We start from the raw sequence: 18,188 nt of genomic DNA, 5'->3' as shown, positions 1-18,188 counted from the left end.
ACAACGTATAACTGAAACAAGAACACTCACCGTATCCGAGCATATTTCGGCAGAAAAATAGTGCTTTCGACATGTTCACAAAATATTCTGTTACTTTATAATAGCAAAAAAGGAGGCGAGATCATGGGAAAAGGGAGAATCAGAGTGGAGGAAAGAATTAAAGCCGAAACGGATGTTGAAATGCAAAAAGCAACTCTCCTTGATCAGACACAAACGAAAAAAAGTAAGTGACTGTCCCTATTGAATCTGGCTGAATGGTTAAAATGAGAAATTGCCTCGGCGCTCCGCCGGGGTTTTGTGTTTTATAAAGACATTTAGAGAAGCATTCTGCCGAATGTTTTAGTATAATTAACATTCGATTGGGATAGAGGGGAGACTGCCATGCTAGATCATCTGCAGCAATTTTTCACGCTAGATAAAATCATACAAACCGGCATCAGTTTGGCAATTTTGCTGTTGTTTCTTATACTAAGAAAACTGTTTACAAGATATTTCTTTAATTTGCTTTTTAATATGACAAACAAACCGAAAACCGAAATTTTTAAACAGGTGGTTGTGGCATTCGATAAGCCTGCCAGATGGTTTTTTGTTGCCTTAGGGCTGTTTTTAGCGATCCGCTATTCACCGTTTTTAGATGCACAGATGCCGCTGATCAGCAAAATATACCGCTCGCTGATTGTGACGCTGTTGAGCTGGGGGCTTTGTAATTTGACCGCTACATCATCTTTTATTTTTCATAAAGTGAATCAGCGCTTCGAACTGGATATGGATGATATTCTGGCGCCGTTTTTGTCTAAGCTGCTCCGTTTTGTCATTATAGCGCTCAGTGTGAGCGTGATCGCGCAGGAATTTAATTATGACGTCAATGGGTTTGTGGCGGGCCTTGGGCTTGGCGGATTGGCTTTTGCGCTAGCAGCGAAAGACACGATCAGCAACTTCTTTGGCGGAATCATTATTATCACTGAAAAGCCGTTTACGATCGGTGATTGGGTGGAGACGGCGACAGTGACCGGATCAGTGGAGGATATTACCTTCAGAAGCACAAGATTCAGAACAGCGCAGGGTGCGCTTGTAACGGTGCCGAATTCCACGCTGTCGATGGAAGCCATCACGAACTGGACGAGAATGACCAAGCGTCAGATTACATTTTCCATTCATGTATCCTACGCAACGCCGATTGAGAATTTGGAACGCTGCATTCGTTCACTCAGAAAGATGCTGCTTGAACATGAAGGCGTCGATAATGATACAATCATGGTCAATTTCGATACGTTTGCTGACAGCTATTACAATTTATTTTTCAACTTCTATACAAAAACAACGGTTTGGGCAGAGAACCTTCATGTCAGAGAGGATATCAACTACAAAATTATTGAAATCCTCGGAGCTGAAGGGGTTGAATTTGCTTATCCCGGACAAATGGTGTATGTCAACCAGAAGCACCAGCACGATCCGTTTCAAGTAAATCTCAATAAAGGGGAAAAGGAACGGGCTTAAAAAAGAAAGACTTCGTCTGTAAAGAGGCGGAGTCTTTTTCATGGTAAAATAAGAGAAAAATGACTGTAAGGCGGTGTTGAATTGGAAGCATTCAGAAACATGCTGAATGAAGCGCAGCGAATTGTCGTGCTGACCGGAGCGGGAATGAGCACAGAATCAGGCATACCCGATTTTCGCTCAGCCGGCGGCATCTGGACTGAGGATGCCTCAAGGATGGAGGCGATGAGCCTTGATTATTTTTTAAGCTATCCGCGTCTGTTTTGGCCTAAGTTCAAAGAATTGTTTCAAATGAAAATGAGCGGGAGCTATGAACCGAATGAAGGGCATTTGCTTTTGGCAGAACTGGAGAAACAAGGGAAGCAGGTGGATATATTCACACAAAACATTGACGGCCTTCATAGAAAAGCCGGAAGCAGACATGTATACGAGTTGCATGGCTCTATCCAAACAGCGAGCTGTCTCTCATGCGGCGCCCGATATGATCTCCCTCATTTGCTGAAGCATGATGTGCCGGAGTGTACAGCGGTCGGAAATGACGGTGAGGTGTGCGGAACGGTATTAAAAACCGATGTCGTTCTGTTTGGTGATGCCGTTTTGCATTTTGACACGCTTTATGAAAAGCTGGATAAAGCCGACCTATTATTGGTGATCGGCACGTCTCTTGAGGTTGCTCCCGCCAGATTTGTGCCTGAGGATGCAAGCCGGATTCCAGGCATAAAAAAAGCCATTATTAACCTGGAGCCGACGTACTGCGACAGTTTGTTTGATTTCGTCATCCATCAAAAAATCGGAGAGTTTGCCCGGCGCTTGGGCATAAAAAAGTGAGGCCGCAGATAAGCGCCTCACTTTTTATTCATGAACCGGAACCATTGTATCCTTTAACACACCGAAGGAATAGCCCTTTTCTTTCAGTTTATGGATTAGCACCGGCAGTGCGTTTACTGTAGCAGGAAGATCGTGCATGAGAATCACATACGGCCGATTTGAGTGGCTGTGTTCCATATTGTCAAGCTGCTGCAGTACTTCTGCTACGTATTTTGAGTTGCGGTATTTCCAGTCCATGCTGTCAATCGTCCAATCCCAGTACACAAAACCGTCTTTTTCTAGATTGAGAATTTGTGAATCTGTAAGAGACGGCTTGCTGCCGTAGGGCGTTCTGACGAGATCAGTGCGATAGCCTGTAATGCTTTCCAGCGTGTCACGCGCCTGCTGCATTTCTTTTAGCGGTGATGTCGGCGTTTGATAAAACAATTTGTTATTATGCGTGACCCCGTGTAAACCGAGTGCATGCCCTTCATTTCCGGCCCTTTTAACCGCGTGTTTGAATTCGTTCATTCGCGGTGACAGCATAAAAAATGTCGCCTTTACATCGGCGCTTTTCAGTACGTCCAGCAAGCGGTTTGTAGAGGCTGACGGGCCATCATCGAAGGTTAAATAAACCGTTTTGTCTCCCATATTCTGCTCGGTCTGCAAATGTTTTATCAGCAGGCCTGGGGAGTCGTCTTTCAGCTTCAGGCTTTCCTTCTCATCACGAAGCTGGCTGTTTGTTGTGACAGTGATCTCCTTTGCTTTCGAGGAGCTGTTGGAATAACCTAAAATCACCATAAGCAAAAGCAGCACACATAAAACTGCTAAACTTGCAAATTTAAAAGCAAGCGAAACTGCAGAAGGAGAAGCGTCTCCTCTCGTTTGTCGCATATCAATCTCTCCAGTGGCATAAAATCTCTACATACCGCTGTATTGGCAGCTCTGAAGGTGCCATTGTTTACAACCTATGTATTACGAGTCAAGTATACAGGAATAAAACTGGAAAGAACATAGAAAAAATGTCGAAATGTCAGATTTTAAGGAAAAAATAATCTCCTTCCCAGCTATTGAGTTCTTGATCTTTCTGTTTTTCAGCTGGTTTGATATGGTAGAATGAGTGACAATGACAGCTTGATTAGGCATCAGGATAAATACGAAAAAGGGAGGGCTTATATGAAGATTTTAGTCAATGGCCAACTGGTGGAGCGAAACGAGGCATCCGTTGATGTGGAAGATCGCGGTTATCAGTTTGGAGACGGAATCTATGAGGTTATCAGGGTGTATAAAGGGGTATTATTCGGCTTGCGCGAGCATGCGGAGCGTTTATTCAGAAGCGCGGCTGAGATCGGAATTTCACTGCCGTTCAGTTTAGAAGATTTAGAGTGGGACCTGCAAAAGCTTGTGCAGGAAAATGCGGTCAGCGACGGAGCGGTTTACATTCAAACCACAAGAGGGGTTGCTCCGCGAAAACACCAATATGAAGCGGGCCTTGAGCCGCAGACGACGGCCTATACATTTTCTGTTAAAAAGCCGGAACAGGAGCAGACATACGGCGTTTCAGCCATCACGGATGAGGATCTTCGCTGGCTGAGATGCGATATTAAAAGTCTGAATTTACTGTATAATGTGATGGCAAAGCAGAAAGCCTACGAAGCGGGAGCATTTGAAGGCATTTTAATAAGAGACGGAATTGTTACAGAAGGTACATCTTCTAATGTTTATGCCGTTTTAAACGGTACGGTGCGGACGCATCCGGCTAACCGAATGATTCTCAATGGGATTACACGAATGAAGATTTTGGATCTCATCGTAAAGAACGGCATAGAGCTTGATGAAAAGCCCGTTACTGAAGAAGAGCTGAGACAGGCGGAGGAAATCTTTATTTCTTCAACGACGGCAGAGATTATTCCGGTTGTGACGCTTGATGGAAAATCAGTCGGAAGCGGAGTGCCCGGACCGGTGACAAAACAGCTGCAGGCGGCTTTTCAAGAAAGCATTCAGCAGGCAGCCCGCGTATCATTTTAATGTTAAAAAAGAGCCCGCTTTGCAAGCGGCGCTCTTTTTATTTTTTTACAAATCCAACTAAAATCGAGATGATCGGCGATATATAGAGGAAGAACGTAAATGGGATATAGTCAATGACGGGAACACCAAGCGCGGTTGCCATAAAAGCCCCGCTGACGCCCCAAGGGATTAATGGATTAATCAATGTTCCGCCGTCCTCTAATGATCTTGATAAAAACTTCCGCTGAATGTTTTGTTTGTCATATAAGGATTTATATGACTGTCCCGGTATTAATATAGATAAATACTGTTCGCCTGTTGCAAGATTGACACCGATACTGGAGCAGACAGTTGCTGCAATGAGACTGCCCTTTGAACGGATTCCTTTCATCACACCCTCCAATAGTGCGGAGATCAGGCCGATTTTCTCCATTAAACCGCCGAGTGCAAAAGCGATCATAATAAGAGAAACTGAGCCCATCATGGATTGCAGTCCGCCTCTGTTGATGATTTTAGCGGCAGCCTCATTGTCAGTTTCGAACATGGTGCCATTTTGCAGGGCTGACATAAAAGCCTGAATGCTGCTGTCGGGAACAAAGATGGCTGTCAAAATTCCCGAGGAAATAATACCGGCAGTCAGAACGGGAATAACGGACACGCGCTTAATCGCCAGCAAAACAACTAAGAGCGGAGAAAGAAGCGCCCACGGTGTGACGTTTGCTGCATCTTTTATTCCGGCAATAACATGTGCAATATCATCTGTTGAAGCAGCGTCTGCTGAGACTGATAAACCAAGAAAGTAAAAAAGGACAACGGTGATCAGCAAGGCGGGAATGGTTGTGCCCATCATGTGGCGAATGTGTTCAAAGATAGATATTTCGCCTATACCCGCAGCAAAATTTGTTGTATCCGACATCGGTGACATTTTATCACCAAAGCAGGCTCCGCAAATGACTGCCCCCGCCGTCCATTCGAGCGGAACGCCTGCCGCGCTCGCCACGCCGATCAGTGCCACGCCAATTGTGCTTACAGTTGTCAGGCTTGAGCCGACAAGCGTGCTGATGATCATGCAGGAAAACAAAGCAGTCAACAGAAGATGGCTCGGTTCAATAAAGGACAAAGCATAAACTGTAACGGACGGTATGGCGCCGCTGTACATCCAAGCGCCGATTAAGATACCGATCAGTGCCAGAACAATGATCGGCTGTACACCGTTTTTAATCCCGTTTACAATTCCTTTTTCAAGGCTGTTCCAGGAAAAACCGTACCATAAACCGGCTGCTGAAAGCAGGACAACACATAGGAACAGCGGGATATGCGGTTCTGTATGAAGAAAAAATAAGCAGGAGATAATGACTCCTAACATTAATATAAATAAACCGACGGCTAACGGAAACGTCAGCTTTTTTTGAGAATCCAAAACAACACCCCATCATTTTCTTTAATGCTTTTGTGCTTTTGGGCACGAAAGCATTATATCAGAAAAAAACGAAAATCCGTGTTTTTTCACAATTATGAATATAAAAAAGCGAGCACGTGGCGTGCTCACTTTACGATCAGAACCGGTATATCTGATTTCGCCGAAAGCTTTTCACTTACACTTCCAAACAAAAGTTTCTTCAGTCTGTTTTGGTCTCTGCTTCCGGTTACAATCAGATCGGCTGAAACCCGGTTGGCATGCTCGATAATTGATTCAGCCGGGTCACCTTCCAATATATCGATATCTCCCTCTGTCTGCTGATCATTCAGCATCATTCTGGCTTCGGCGATGACTTCTTCCGTACGGTCTTCATAAATCATTGGCTCCGGTGGCGCAACATCTGATATCAGCGGGTCAGGAACACTTGTCATGCCTCCGCCAATATAGCTTGCCCCTGCTGCGGGCCTCGGCGGATCGATGATGGTCTGGTTGTCTTTCATATCATGTGAATGGGCGACTGTAATGGCTGCATTTACCGTTTTCGCAAGATCAATGGCTGTCTGAAGCGCTTTCTTACTGTTTTCACTTCCGTCAAACGCAACAATAATACGGTCAGCATGAAACATCATTCTCACCCTTTCAAAAAACGTCGTACAATACAATACCCGACATCATATCTATTTAATCTTTTCTCTGTTCAAGTAATGATTGACAAAAAAAGGTTTTGTTTATATTATGAAAAAAGAGTGAAAAATCAGAATGAATGGAGGGTTTGCTATGCCAAGGAATGATATGTCTTACAGAACAGTTTCATATTGGCGCGGCAAACCCTTATTCTGTTTTTTTGAATTGGGTTAATCCGCGCGCCGAAAAGCGCTCTGTACATCATAATCGATAACAAAAGGCATGGAGCTGACGCTTCATGCCTTTTTTATATACAAAATCTTAAGAAAGACAGGTGTATCGGATGTGAAGACAAATACAGAGGCAAGGATTGGTTATGACAACCTGAACGAAAAGAGCTGCAAGGAAAAAATAGAAGGCGGCTGACGAGATAAAGGAGATGGGGATGGATGTTTTCAGTATTGAAAAAGCTGGGATGGTTTTTTAAAGCCTACTGGCTGCGCTATACCATTGCGATTGTGCTTTTATTATGTGTAAATGTACTTGAGATGTTTCCGCCTAAATTGTTGGGGAACGCCATCGATGATATGAAATCGGGGGAGTTTACCTCAGGCGGGCTGCTGTTTTATGTCAGCGTATTTTTAGGTTTGACGGCGGTGGTGTATATCATGTCTTATTTTTGGATGCACCAGCTGTTCGGCGGAGCGAATGTGATGGAAAAAATTCTCCGCTCTAAGCTGATGGGCCATTTGCTGAAAATGGCGCCGCCGTTTTATGAAAAATACAGAACAGGAGATTTAATGGCGCGGGGGACAAATGATCTCCAGGCTGTCAGTTTAACGACGGGTTTTGGCATTTTGACATTAGTCGATTCCACAATGTTTATGATGACGATCTTTTTGACGATGGGGTTTTTGATCAGCTGGAAGCTGACGCTTGCAGCCATAATACCGCTTCCCATTATGGCTGTTGCGATCAGCATATACGGAAGTAAAATTCATGAAAGGTTTACAGAGGCACAACATTCTTTCGGAGCGCTGAATGACAGGGTGCTCGAATCGGTCTCGGGTGTGAGAGTGATTCGCGCTTATGTGCAGGAAACGAATGATGAACGCCGTTTTAATGAAATGACGGCCGATGTGTACCGGAAGAATATGAAGGTAGCCTTTATCGATTCTCTGTTTGAGCCGACTGTTAAGCTGCTTGTCGGCGCCAGCTATCTGATTGGGCTGGGGTATGGAGCGTTTCTTGTTTTCCGTAATGAGCTGACGCTTGGCGAGCTTGTTTCCTTTAATGTCTATTTGGGCATGATGATTTGGCCGATGTTTGCGATCGGTGAATTAATTAATGTGATGCAGCGCGGCAACGCGTCCTTAGATCGGGTAAATGAAACCCTTTCTTATGAACCGGACGTGACAGATCCGAAGCGGCCGTCTGATTTAAAAGAGCCTGGAGATATCGTTTTCAGCCATGTCAGCTTTACATACCCAAGCTCAACAAATGTGAATATTCAAGATATTTCTTTTGCCGTGCGAAAAGGGCAGACTGTCGGGATTGCCGGTAAAACAGGGAGCGGTAAAACGACGATCATTAAGCAGCTTTTGCGCCAGTATCCAGCCGGTGAAGGGAGCATCACATGTTCGGGTGTGCCGATTGAGCAGATTCCTCTTGACCGGCTCCGCGGATGGATTGGATATGTGCCGCAGGATCATTTACTGTTTTCCCGGTCTGTAAAAGAAAACATCTTGTACGGAAAGCTTGACGCAAGTGATGCTGAGGTAAAGAAGGCTGTTTCAGAAGCTCATTTTGAAAAAGACTTGCAAATGCTTCCGGCCGGTCTGGAGACAATGGTGGGTGAAAAAGGCGTCGCACTCTCTGGAGGGCAAAAACAAAGAATTTCAATCGCGAGGGCGCTGATGGCGAATCCGGAGATTTTAATCCTGGATGATTCTCTTTCCGCTGTAGATGCAAAAACGGAGGCGGCTATTATCAGCAATATCAGGAAAAACCGCCAAGAGAAAACGACATTTATTCTGACGCATCGTTTATCAGCTGTGGAGCATGCCGATCTCATCCTTGTGATGGACGGCGGCGTGATTTCTGAGAGAGGCACACATCAAGAGCTGATGGCCAATAACGGATGGTATCGGGAACAATACGAAAGGCAGCAGCTGTTCACTGCAGAAGAAGGGGGAGCAGGGGCATGAACACGGGAAAAACATTATGGAGATACGCACTCCTATATAAAAAATTGCTGATCACTGCCGTCCTGTTACTTGCGATTGCAGTCGGGGCAGAGCTGACCGGACCGTTTATCGGCAAAAAAATGATTGACGACCACATCCTCGGCATTGAAAAAACATGGTATGAGGTCTCGGAAAAAGATAAAAATGCAGTTGAATTTGACGGCACCTCCTATGTCAGGGAGGACCGGATGCAGGGAGCGGCTGCTAAAGAGAAAGAAGCGCATATTTATCAAGTGGGAATGGCGTTTTATTTCGTTGATCAGGCTGTCAGCTTTGACGGGAACAGAACGGTTTCTGACGGAAAGCTGACGATCACTAATGGGAATGAAAGCCGGACGTATCCTGCTGAAAAGCTGACAAAGCAGGAGATTTTTCAGTTCTATAAGCCGGAAATGAAGGGTATGACGTTTCTTATTTTTCTGTATGCCGGTTTGCTTGTCTTCTCGGTATTTTTCCAATATGGGCAGCATTATTTATTGCAGATGAGTGCCAACCGCATTATTCAAAAGATGAGACAGGATGTGTTTTCCCGCATTCAGAGACTGCCGATCCGCTATTTTGATAATCTTCCCGCGGGCAAAGTAGTCGCAAGAATTACAAATGATACCGAGGCAATCAGAGATTTATATGTGACAGTGCTGTCGACGTTTGTGACAAGCGGCATATATATGATCGGGATATTTACGGCGTTGTTCCTGCTGGATGTAAAGCTCGCGTTTTTATGCTTGGCGATTGTGCCGATCATCTGGCTGTGGTCGATTATCTACCGGAAATACGCTTCCTATTACAATCATCAAATCCGTTCGATCAATAGTGACATTAATGCAAAAATGAATGAGTCTATTCAAGGCATGCCGATCATCCAAGCTTTTCGCCATCAAAAAGAAACAATGAGAGAGTTTGAGGAATTAAATGAATCTCATTATTACTATCAGAACAGGATGCTGAATTTAAACTCCTTAATGTCACACAATCTTGTGAATGTGATCCGCAACCTTGCGTTTGTCTGTCTGATCTGGCATTTTGGCGGCGCAAGTCTAAACGCGGCAGGAATTGTTTCCATCGGTGTGCTGTACGCGTTTGTGGATTACTTAAACCGCTTATTCCAGCCGATTACAGGTATCGTCAATCAGTTTTCTAAGCTGGAACTGGCGCGGGTGTCCGCCGGGCGTGTTTTTGAACTGCTTGAAGAAAAGGAAACGGAAGAAACGGGTGAACCGGCGAAGGAGCGCGCGCTGGGGCGGGTTGAATTTAGAGACGTATCATTTGCTTATCAAGAAGGACAAAATGTTTTGAAACACATTTCCTTTACAGCACAAAAAGGCGAAACTGTAGCGCTTGTCGGCCATACCGGATCAGGCAAGAGCTCGATTTTGAATATTCTCTTCCGCTTTTATGATGCGCAAAAAGGGGATGTGCTCATCGATGGGAGAAGCATTTACAGCATGTCAAGGCAGGAACTTAGATCCCATATGGGGATTGTGCTGCAGGACCCGTACTTATTTTCAGGAACAATCGGTTCTAACGTCAGTCTGGAGGATGAAAGAATTTCAGAAGAAGACATCATAGAAGCACTGCGGCAAGTTGGGGCTGAGTCGCTTCTTGAAAAGCTTCCGAAAGGCATCAGCGAACCTGTCATTGAAAAAGGCAGCACGCTATCCTCGGGAGAGCGGCAGCTCATTTCCTTTGCAAGAGCTCTGGCGTACGATCCCGCCATTTTGATTTTGGATGAAGCAACGGCGCATATTGATACGGAGACAGAGGCTTTGATCCAGAAGGCACTGGATGTAGTGAAACAAGGGCGCACGACATTTGTCATTGCACATCGGCTTTCAACCATCAGAAACGCGGATCAAATTTTAGTGCTTGAAAAAGGAGAAATTGTTGAGAAAGGGAATCATGAGGAACTAATGGCGTTAAAAGGGCAATATTATCAAATGTATGAGCTGCAAAAAGGACAGAGGCACTCCATTGCATAGTTTTCAAAAACCCAAGACATTCAATGTTTTGGGTTTTTGTACGCATTAATAAGCCAGTCCTACCCGGCAGCCGATATAGTCTCCTGTAAGAAGCTCGTGATACAGAAAAGCCGCAGTGTCGCCGACAGTGATCTTTTTGCCTTCCGCCGGCAAGACGTTGCGCTCTGCACGGTATTCACCTGCTGCTTCTCCGTCGGGGAGATATGTGGGGCAGATCATGGTCCAGTCTAAGGACGAATCTCTAAGCATTTCATATACCTTTGCATGCTCCTTGGCAGCGCGGGTCAGCTTTCGTTTTGATTCATTTGTTTCAAATCGGTATTTTCCTGGTTCAAATCGTGAATTAAGAATGCCCGCGGTGCCGATCGTTATGAGCCGTTTGATATGCTTTTCCTGCATAATGGCAAGAATATGTGTCATGGCAGCTGACAACGTATCGTCGCCATCTGTACCGAGACAGCTGATGACGATCTCAGCATCCTTCATAACTTCTTTCACATCTTCTCGGCAGCGGGCATTCCCGATAACGATCCGTTCTTTCGGCAGGCCAAGTTTATCATTCGATGATCTGATCAGAGCGTAAATATCCAGTTGTTCATTGGTGCCTGCCAATCTTAAAAAGGCTTGTCCGACACGGCCGGTTGCGCCAAATAAGGCAATTTTCATGAAAAAACCTCCTCGCCCCTCATTATAAAAGGATGTACTCAGTTTGAACAGCGCGGGAAAGAATACCTGTACAAAAAGACAGAACGATGGGAAACATATTCATTAATCATGGATATACTTACGAACTGCACCAGCTCCCAATTCACAATAGCGATGAATGGCACCTTGATTCCCTCCCTTTTCTCCTAGGATATGTGGTGTAGGAAAAAAGGGTGACAAATATAAAGAAGGCGCGGAAACCGCGCCTTCTGTCAGCCATTTATTGAATTGTTATTGTACGCGTCCGCCCATGTTCTGCTGAGCGAAAGATACTAAACGTTTTGTGATTTCTCCTCCGACAGAACCGTTAGCGCGGGAAGTCGTATCCGCTCCAAGGTTAACGCCGAATTCAGAAGCGATTTCAAGTTTCATTTGGTCGATAGCCTGAGCTGCGCCAGGTACTAGTAATTGATTTGAAGAGTTTTGGTTTGCCATGTGTAAAATCTCCTTTTTTATTTGATATGGTTGGGTTAACTGGAGTTGCACCAGTCTGTGGACCCGTCTCGGGTGTCACTGCCGTCTCGGCGTAACCCAATGCTTTGCCGGCTTGTTACTACGTATTATGTTAGATTTGACTGAAACTCATGCGGGGATTTTAGTGGTAAATCTTGAGAAGGCATAAAAAAAGCTTAGCCGCTCAGGCTAAGCTAATCGTAAATATGAAAAAGCATCAATTCATGTATCTCGTTTTTGAGTGCAGGCTCATCAGCACGGGCGGGAAACAAATCTCCCCATTCAATCTCGCCGCTTTTATGATAGATGCCCTCGTAATGCATGCCTTTATAGTAAAACGAAATTGTCCATCCGGGCAGTTTTTGTTTTTGAAACAAAGGTTTCCAGCTGAAATGAGAAATCATCAGGGGCCACGCTCCTTGAAATTGATATCAATTGACATGGATACGGACGAATTACATTCATTGTATCATTGTTGCAAAACATCATTGAAGGGGCTTTATGATGAACTTGTCCTTGCGTTGAATAAACTTCAAGCCCGCTTTTACATAAAGCGGGCAAATTAGGATGGCCACAGCGATTCATGGGAGGTAATGGCCATCTTCGAAAGATATGAAGCATATTCAAAGCTTCTTCGTTTTGTCAAAGAATCGACAGATTGCAGACTCGGATGAGAAAAAATACTGCGGCCCGGACGTGAATTCGCTTCAAACATCCATACCTTACCATTTTGGTCAATGCCAAAATCAAAACCGATCTCGCCGATGAACCCTTCGATATGGTCATGGAGCACTTGGCTGGCAGTCAATGCCGCCGCAGAAAGCTTTTTAATGACATGTATTCGTTCCGCCGGATCATCGTATACTTCGGCCAGCGTTTTCACTTTTCCGCCATTCGATAGGTGTGTTGTAATGCTGTTTTCTCCTGAAATTTTTACTGCGATGGCGGTCACAGTCCATTTCCCTTTACTGTTTTTATTCGTATGAACGCGGAAATCGGCTGGTTTTCCCTGAAATTCAATCAAATTTACCCCTTGCTGAACGAGAAAGACAGCGGGATCATGCTGTTTTTGAAATTCATCCAGAAATGCGGAAGCATCGGGATAGTCGATTGAAGAAAAAGATTTGGCATCATTTGTATGTTTCACAGTCAAACCGGATTTTGTTTTGGCGAGCTGATAAATCCCGGTGCCGAGTGCTCCGTCCGCCGGTTTTATATAAACCTTGCCGAATGAATCACTCAGCTCTTCAATCCGCTCAACAGTAGGATGAAGGATTGATTTCGGTAAGTAAGGAGCCGTTCTCGGGTCTTTTTCCAGCAATTGATGAACATCCCATTTGTTGAAAAATGTTTTATTGAACCATGGGATTTGATATTCATTGATCAGCCGGTTTTTTGTATTCTGCAAGACAATTGAGTTCTCGATTTTTCTATTCGGCAAACGGTCATACACGACGTTCGGCAGCGGGACAATGTGTTTCTCCCAGCCATTTTCCCTGTATAGAAGCGCTTCAATCGTCCCTTCCTGCCAATTGATTTGGTGCGCGCCGAACACGAAGCAATAGCTTCCTGTTTGTTCATGCAAAGTGAGCAGTTTAGAAAAAAAGAGAGAACGGTCCTTAAAAGGGCGCTCAAGTGATGCGGTAAACCCCGCGGTGAAGATGCCGATTAACGGACCAATGTGCACCGAATGATCATGAATGAGAATATCAGCCCGGCTGCGATGCGGTATCAGCAGTTCGTGAAACAGATTTTCAGAGAGGAGCACTGTCTGTTCGAGATTTCGTCTGAAAGTAACATGGCATCTGACAACCTTCGTTCCGAATGAGGCAGACAACAGGCCGTCTTGCTTCATTGCGGAGGGCAGAAACAGAGTATTTTCACTGTTTTTGTCTATGCCGATCAAAAACCGTTTACGATTCACGCGGAAGGACTCCTTTCTGGTTTTGCAGCGAAAATAGAAATTTGCACCGCTTAAGAGGACAAGTATATAGATGTTCTTTTTTCTCAGGAGAAACATGAAGTATTGATTTTCTGCCTGGTTTAGAATTGATATCAAGGATCCAGATCCTCCCGTCCTTCGCAAGGCATATATCCAGACCGAGTTCAAATAATGGCCCGTATCGCTCATCAAGATAATACGGAACCGATTGGGTAATCGAGAATACGTCATCCAGTAAGACTACCTGCTGTTTTTTCGGGATATTTTCAAACCATGTATCAAATGTAAGCGTATCCGATCCGCCTGATAAATTGGCCAGCAGCCCGTTTTTGTATCCGCGTCTCACTGCCTTTCCGACGGTATGCCATTCACCGTCCTCATTTTTTTGCATAAACAGCCGGATATCACAAGGGTATTGCTCCTTATCTTGGATATTTAAATAAGGCTGCATCAAATATTGGTGCTGAAGCACTTTTTTGCACCAAGTTTTAAATGAAGCTTGGTTGGAAAAGGATTTTGTCTGTTTATCCTTTCCGATATGGTAGGTGGCGGTTATGTTTTTCTTGCCAAGCTCCAGAAGTATCACGCCTCTGCCGCCAGCACCGAACGCTGGCTTTAAAATACAGGCTTTTTCTTTCAATAAATACGAATGGATTTGTTCAAATCGGCTCACTTTCATGGTTTCTGGAATGTAAGGATTGATCACAGAATGCTCCTGCAAATCTTGAAACACAGTCCATTTATCAGGAAGACCCCGCCCGATAAATTCGGTTTTCGGATATTTTTTGAGCCATTCAACGATCGGCTTTGCTTTTTGTGATTGTGAATCCTTCCCATAAAAGCAGCGGTCATAAATATAATCGGGAATCGCAAGTTCTGTTTCGTTCCAATTGCTGCTCGCTGGATGATAAACCAGCGCTTTGACACGCAGGGTGTCGGGCAAAATGTCAAACGGTGTAAAGCGGATCAAACGTATGCCGAATTCGGGCGCTCTTGTAGCCAATTCTGCGGAATAATCCTGCTCGTGCTGGCGGGTTAAGGACATAAAACCGAGTGTTATCATGGTGAGACTCCCCCTTTTATTAAAAAGCTGCCGGCCGGTGTCAGCAGCTTTACGCTTCAAAAAACATCAGGAACACAGCTGTCGGTAGTCTACTTTACAGATTACGATTCAGCATCTTGCCCTATTCCTGTTAAACAAGCTGATTTTATGGCCATATGTTTTGTCTCCTTGTTTGCTAAGTGATCACACCAACCTCTATAATACAAATAGGTCATTCTATTTATGAAAAAGTAAAAGCACAGATGGAGGCAGATGAGCAGGAATGGGTATTGCAGGAACCTTTATATTTATGATCGTGATCGGCGCAGTTATCGGCGCGGTGACCAATCATTTAGCAATTCAAATGCTATTTAGGCCGTATAAGGCATATTATTTGTTTGGAAAACGAGTCCCTTTTACTCCGGGATTGATTCCAAGAAGACGTGATGAGCTTGCGAAACAAATGGGGCTGATGGTGGTAAACCATTTATTAACGCCTGAGGGTATTAAAAAGCGGCTTGTTTCAGATTCAGCCAAAAAGCAGGCGCTTCAAGTCGGAGAACAGCTGATTCAAAACCTGTCGCTATCTGAAATGACAGTAAAAGAAGCGCTTGAAAAAGCCGGAGTAAAGCATCCGGGTGAAGCGGCAGACGCTTGGATCAGCCGCTGGACGGATGATAAATTGAATGAACTTTTCCGCCGATATGAGCATCAAACGTTAAAGGAAGCACTGCCATTGGAAGTGCAGGAAAAGCTAGAAGAGAAGATACCGATGATTTCAGGCTATATTTTGGCGCGAAGCATTCATTATTTTGAAAGTGAAGAAGGAAAAATCCGTCTCGGCAATATGATTGATGATTTCTTAAAAGAACGCGGTATGCTTGGAAGCATGGTGCAAATGTTTCTCGGCAATTCAAGCCTTGCTGATCGCGTGCTGCCGGAGCTTCTGAAGTTTTTGCGGAATGAGGAAACGAAGAAGCTGCTTTCTGATCTTCTGAAAAACGAATGGGGCAAGCTGAAGGAGTATACATTTAATGAAGCGGACGAAAAATGGAACGCAAAAGTACTAATCTTTAGCCTGAAACAAAGAGTGCTGCAAGCATTTTCAACTGCTCCGTTTTTTGAAAATACGATTGGCTCGCTTACAGCCCGCTATGAAAATGATCTGAACCATCGTATCCTGCCGGCGCTTTTAGACAAATTGCTTGAGGGGATTTCAACCAATCTTGAAAGTGTATTAAAACGAATGCGCCTTGAGGAAATTGTAAGGGAGCAGGTGGATCAGTTCCCGGTACAGCGTCTTGAAGAAATGGTGCTGTCGATTTCGAAAAAAGAATTTAAAATGATAACCTATTTGGGCGGCCTTCTCGGCGGAATCATAGGTGCAATTCAAGCGTTGTTTGTCATCCTTTTTTAAGAAGAAACGTGTTTCGATTAATGAAAGGAGCTCCATAGTCTGTTATAGTGGAGTGGTATGTCAATCGGCAATAATGAAAGGAGCTATTTACAATGGCTGTTAATTTTTATGATGTAGCGTATGATCTGGAAAATGCATTGCGCGGGAGCGAAGAGTTTACCCGTTTAAAAAACCTGTACGATGAAGTAAACGCAGACGAGTCTGCGAAACGAATGTTCGAAAACTTCCGTGATGTGCAGCTGAGACTTCAGCAAAAACAAATGGCTGGAGAAGAAATTACAGAAGACGAAGTGCAGCAGGCTCAAAAAACCGTTGCGCTTGTGCAGCAGCACGAAAAAATCTCTCAGCTGATGGAAGCGGAGCAGCGTATGAGTATGCTGATCGGCGAATTAAACAAAATCATCATGAAGCCTTTAGAAGAGCTTTACGGCAGTGTCGAAGGCTAATCATTCAAAATCCCTTCTGGAAAAGAAGGGATTTTTTTATTCGTTTAGCAAACTAGAAAATCCAGCGATTTCTTTACCTCTCCATTGATGATTACTGATAATGTATGAATTCCTTTGTAATGTTTTCTTGTAGATAAATCCTTAAAGGTTTGTGTTTTGGTATATGATTTTGTTTCGTTTTTTCGTATATTCGTTTCTGTTATTTTAAATACCTTTCGATGATGCTGGCCTCTGGCTTTTACGTAATCAATGGCGTACTCAATTCTTACTTTCTGATCCCTGTCTGAATGAATGTGAAAAGTAAACTTGAGGGTTTCGCCAATAGAAATACGGCTGGACTCGCACGTTAATTCTTGCAGTTGAATCGAGTCAGCATCGTGATAGCCAAAAAGCGATAAAGCCTGTTTATCGCCTTTTTTTAACAAGGTCCGGTAAGCGTGTTTGATGATCCAGTCTGTATGAGGATGTGTTCCATACCATTGTTCTGCGACTTTTCTCAGCAAGTGAGGATGCGTTTTTGATATATCATTAAGGTTGTTGGCCACACTTTTTCTCACATACAAAGACTCGTCCTGCATCAGCTGCTCGAGGATCGGCAGCACGGGGGAGGGGTCCGATTTCAAAGCGGGTATCGATTTTCCCCATGGGAGGCGGGGCCTGCTTCCTTCACTCGCAAGTCTTCTTACGTGCTCATTTTCATGCTTAGACCATATCAGGAATTGTGCAATCATTTTTTCCTGATTTAAAAGCAAAAAAGGTCTCACAGCAAATTCTGAAGTGGAATATGCCGTAAAGTATTCTAACGCCTTCATTGAATCATCCCAATGCTCTAAGCCGTAATGCTCCACATAATCAGGAAATATGATTCCGCTGAGTCCCTTAAAATGAGGAGCTGCATCCCATAATACTGCAAGCGCTTCGCCATAATGTTTCGGCAGTGTTTCGTATAAAGCAACGGTAATGCGGCGCATGCGTTCTTTTAATGCGAGCCCAGGCCATTCTCCCGTCATTAAGAGTTCCTCGAATTTGTCTTTGTTGAACGCTGGATAGGTTTCTTTTACAGTATCTGTCAATCGAGAGATCAGTTCTTGATTATAAATTTCTTTTAATACAGTCATTGGACCACCACTTTTTTCATTTAATGTTTATATTGTATACGAATGTACGTTCCTATTCAAGTGGTGAAATCCAATAATTAACATTACACGCTACCTTAGTTACACAGATATTGGTTACTTTTTTTAGTTAAAAAAACCCTTGTCATCTGCAGAGAAAACTGGGATAATAACATTGAAAGCGCCTACACTTACCTATTTCAAATGGATACGGTCGCATATCATGCCGTTATATAGAGGGGATAAGCAACAGAGAGTAAGTGTTCGGAGCGCATCATTGGTCAAATAAGGGGTTCCTGATACATGATTTTTCGTAAGTAAATCGAAATAACGATATTAGGGAGAATGGCTGCTTCGATCGTATCCTATTATGATTGCGTATATAAAGTCTGCTGAGTCAGGCTTTTTTTGCTGTACAGAAAAGGTTGTTCTAAACACAGAGACAGGGTCATATCCTATACACAAGTACAGTCATCAAGGAGGGGGACATC

18 protein-coding genes are annotated in these 18,188 nt (G+C 44.1%); 8 read left to right on the top strand and 10 right to left on the bottom strand.

Translation table 11 applies throughout. The annotated features are described in order from the left end of the window. Positions 1–123 precede the first annotated feature (123 nt). The 3 genes from KXD37_RS13420 to KXD37_RS13410 all read left to right on the top strand — a co-directional run bounded on the left by KXD37_RS13420 (position 124) and on the right by KXD37_RS13410 (position 2,322). On the top strand, positions 124–231 hold the full coding sequence (locus KXD37_RS13420; RefSeq protein WP_024120747.1) for a YhdX family protein: 108 nt from the start codon (positions 124–126) through the stop codon (positions 229–231). Between the two features lie 150 nt (positions 232–381). Continuing rightward, positions 382–1,497, top strand: a complete 1,116-nt coding sequence (locus KXD37_RS13415; RefSeq protein ID WP_263463615.1) for a mechanosensitive ion channel family protein — start codon at positions 382–384, stop codon at positions 1,495–1,497. Between the two features lie 81 nt (positions 1,498–1,578). Continuing rightward, positions 1,579–2,322 (top strand): NAD-dependent protein deacylase, encoded by a 744-nt coding sequence (locus KXD37_RS13410; protein WP_106021543.1) that lies wholly within the window; start codon positions 1,579–1,581, stop codon positions 2,320–2,322. A gap of 24 nt (positions 2,323–2,346) precedes the next feature. Here the strand turns inward: KXD37_RS13410 and KXD37_RS13405 are convergent, their stop codons facing one another. Beyond that, positions 2,347–3,195: a polysaccharide deacetylase family protein gene (locus KXD37_RS13405; RefSeq protein ID WP_106021542.1), complete on the bottom strand. Its 849-nt coding sequence runs from the start codon at positions 3,193–3,195 to the stop codon at positions 2,347–2,349. Between the two features lie 282 nt (positions 3,196–3,477). Between KXD37_RS13405 and dat the strand changes: the two genes are divergently transcribed. Continuing rightward, the gene (dat, locus tag KXD37_RS13400; protein WP_105955295.1) at positions 3,478–4,329 is read left to right on the top strand and encodes a D-amino-acid transaminase; all 852 of its coding nucleotides are present in this window, start codon (positions 3,478–3,480) and stop codon (positions 4,327–4,329) included. A 37-nt stretch (positions 4,330–4,366) separates the two neighbouring features. Here the strand turns inward: dat and nhaC are convergent, their stop codons facing one another. Further along, positions 4,367–5,728 (bottom strand): Na+/H+ antiporter NhaC, encoded by a 1,362-nt coding sequence (nhaC, locus tag KXD37_RS13395; RefSeq protein ID WP_127695576.1) that lies wholly within the window; start codon positions 5,726–5,728, stop codon positions 4,367–4,369. 125 nt (positions 5,729–5,853) lie between these two features. Beyond that, positions 5,854–6,354 carry a universal stress protein gene (locus KXD37_RS13390; protein ID WP_059293132.1) on the bottom strand — a complete coding sequence of 167 codons (501 nt, stop codon included), beginning with the start codon at positions 6,352–6,354 and terminating at the stop codon, positions 5,854–5,856. A gap of 447 nt (positions 6,355–6,801) precedes the next feature. On the opposite strand from KXD37_RS13390, the gene KXD37_RS13385 reads away from it, so the two are divergent. After that, positions 6,802–8,559 (top strand): ABC transporter ATP-binding protein, encoded by a 1,758-nt coding sequence (locus tag KXD37_RS13385; protein ID WP_024120755.1) that lies wholly within the window; start codon positions 6,802–6,804, stop codon positions 8,557–8,559. Then, positions 8,556–10,577, top strand: coding sequence for an ABC transporter ATP-binding protein (locus tag KXD37_RS13380; RefSeq protein ID WP_103672379.1), 2,022 nt, complete (start codon positions 8,556–8,558; stop codon positions 10,575–10,577). The genes KXD37_RS13385 and KXD37_RS13380 overlap by 4 nt, the downstream gene beginning before the upstream one ends. 45 nt (positions 10,578–10,622) lie before the next feature. Here KXD37_RS13380 and KXD37_RS13375 read toward each other — a convergent pair whose 3' ends face one another. The 6 genes from KXD37_RS13375 to KXD37_RS13350 all read right to left on the bottom strand — a co-directional run bounded on the left by KXD37_RS13375 (position 10,623) and on the right by KXD37_RS13350 (position 14,740). Next, on the bottom strand, positions 10,623–11,243 hold the full coding sequence (locus KXD37_RS13375) for an NAD(P)-dependent oxidoreductase (RefSeq protein ID WP_106020635.1): 621 nt from the start codon (positions 11,241–11,243) through the stop codon (positions 10,623–10,625). Between the two features lie 38 nt (positions 11,244–11,281). After that, a complete protein-coding gene (locus tag KXD37_RS13370) occupies positions 11,282–11,407 on the bottom strand; it encodes a hypothetical protein (protein ID WP_081638264.1) in 126 nt (41 codons plus the stop codon). A gap of 106 nt (positions 11,408–11,513) precedes the next feature. After that, positions 11,514–11,717 (bottom strand): beta type acid-soluble spore protein SspB, encoded by a 204-nt coding sequence (sspB, locus tag KXD37_RS13365; protein ID WP_010333571.1) that lies wholly within the window; start codon positions 11,715–11,717, stop codon positions 11,514–11,516. A gap of 212 nt (positions 11,718–11,929) precedes the next feature. Further along, positions 11,930–12,139: a YheE family protein gene (locus KXD37_RS13360; RefSeq protein ID WP_024120758.1), complete on the bottom strand. Its 210-nt coding sequence runs from the start codon at positions 12,137–12,139 to the stop codon at positions 11,930–11,932. Positions 12,140–12,297: 158 nt separating this feature from the next. Continuing rightward, the gene (locus tag KXD37_RS13355; protein ID WP_024120760.1) at positions 12,298–13,659 is read right to left on the bottom strand and encodes a YheC/YheD family protein; all 1,362 of its coding nucleotides are present in this window, start codon (positions 13,657–13,659) and stop codon (positions 12,298–12,300) included. Next, a complete protein-coding gene (locus tag KXD37_RS13350; RefSeq protein WP_106022389.1) occupies positions 13,649–14,740 on the bottom strand; it encodes a YheC/YheD family protein in 1,092 nt (363 codons plus the stop codon). The genes KXD37_RS13355 and KXD37_RS13350 overlap by 11 nt, the downstream gene beginning before the upstream one ends. 262 nt (positions 14,741–15,002) lie before the next feature. Here KXD37_RS13350 and KXD37_RS13345 point away from each other — a divergent pair, with 262 nt between their 5' ends. Together KXD37_RS13345 and KXD37_RS13340 are read left to right on the top strand one after the other, a co-directional pair. After that, positions 15,003–16,136 (top strand): DUF445 domain-containing protein, encoded by a 1,134-nt coding sequence (locus KXD37_RS13345; RefSeq protein WP_263463614.1) that lies wholly within the window; start codon positions 15,003–15,005, stop codon positions 16,134–16,136. A gap of 92 nt (positions 16,137–16,228) precedes the next feature. Further along, a complete protein-coding gene (locus KXD37_RS13340) occupies positions 16,229–16,582 on the top strand; it encodes a YlbF family regulator (protein ID WP_010333576.1) in 354 nt (117 codons plus the stop codon). 44 nt (positions 16,583–16,626) lie between these two features. Here KXD37_RS13340 and KXD37_RS13335 read toward each other — a convergent pair whose 3' ends face one another. Further along, positions 16,627–17,700, bottom strand: a complete 1,074-nt coding sequence (locus KXD37_RS13335; protein ID WP_106020633.1) for a DNA alkylation repair protein — start codon at positions 17,698–17,700, stop codon at positions 16,627–16,629. Positions 17,701–18,188 lie beyond the last annotated feature (488 nt).

This window comes from Bacillus sp. XT-2 (assembly GCF_025696525.1).
Taxonomy (GTDB): Bacteria; Bacillota; Bacilli; order Bacillales; family Bacillaceae; genus Bacillus; species Bacillus halotolerans.
Note: the sequence above shows the minus strand (reverse complement) of the source record. Positions and strands in the feature narration are given on the sequence as shown.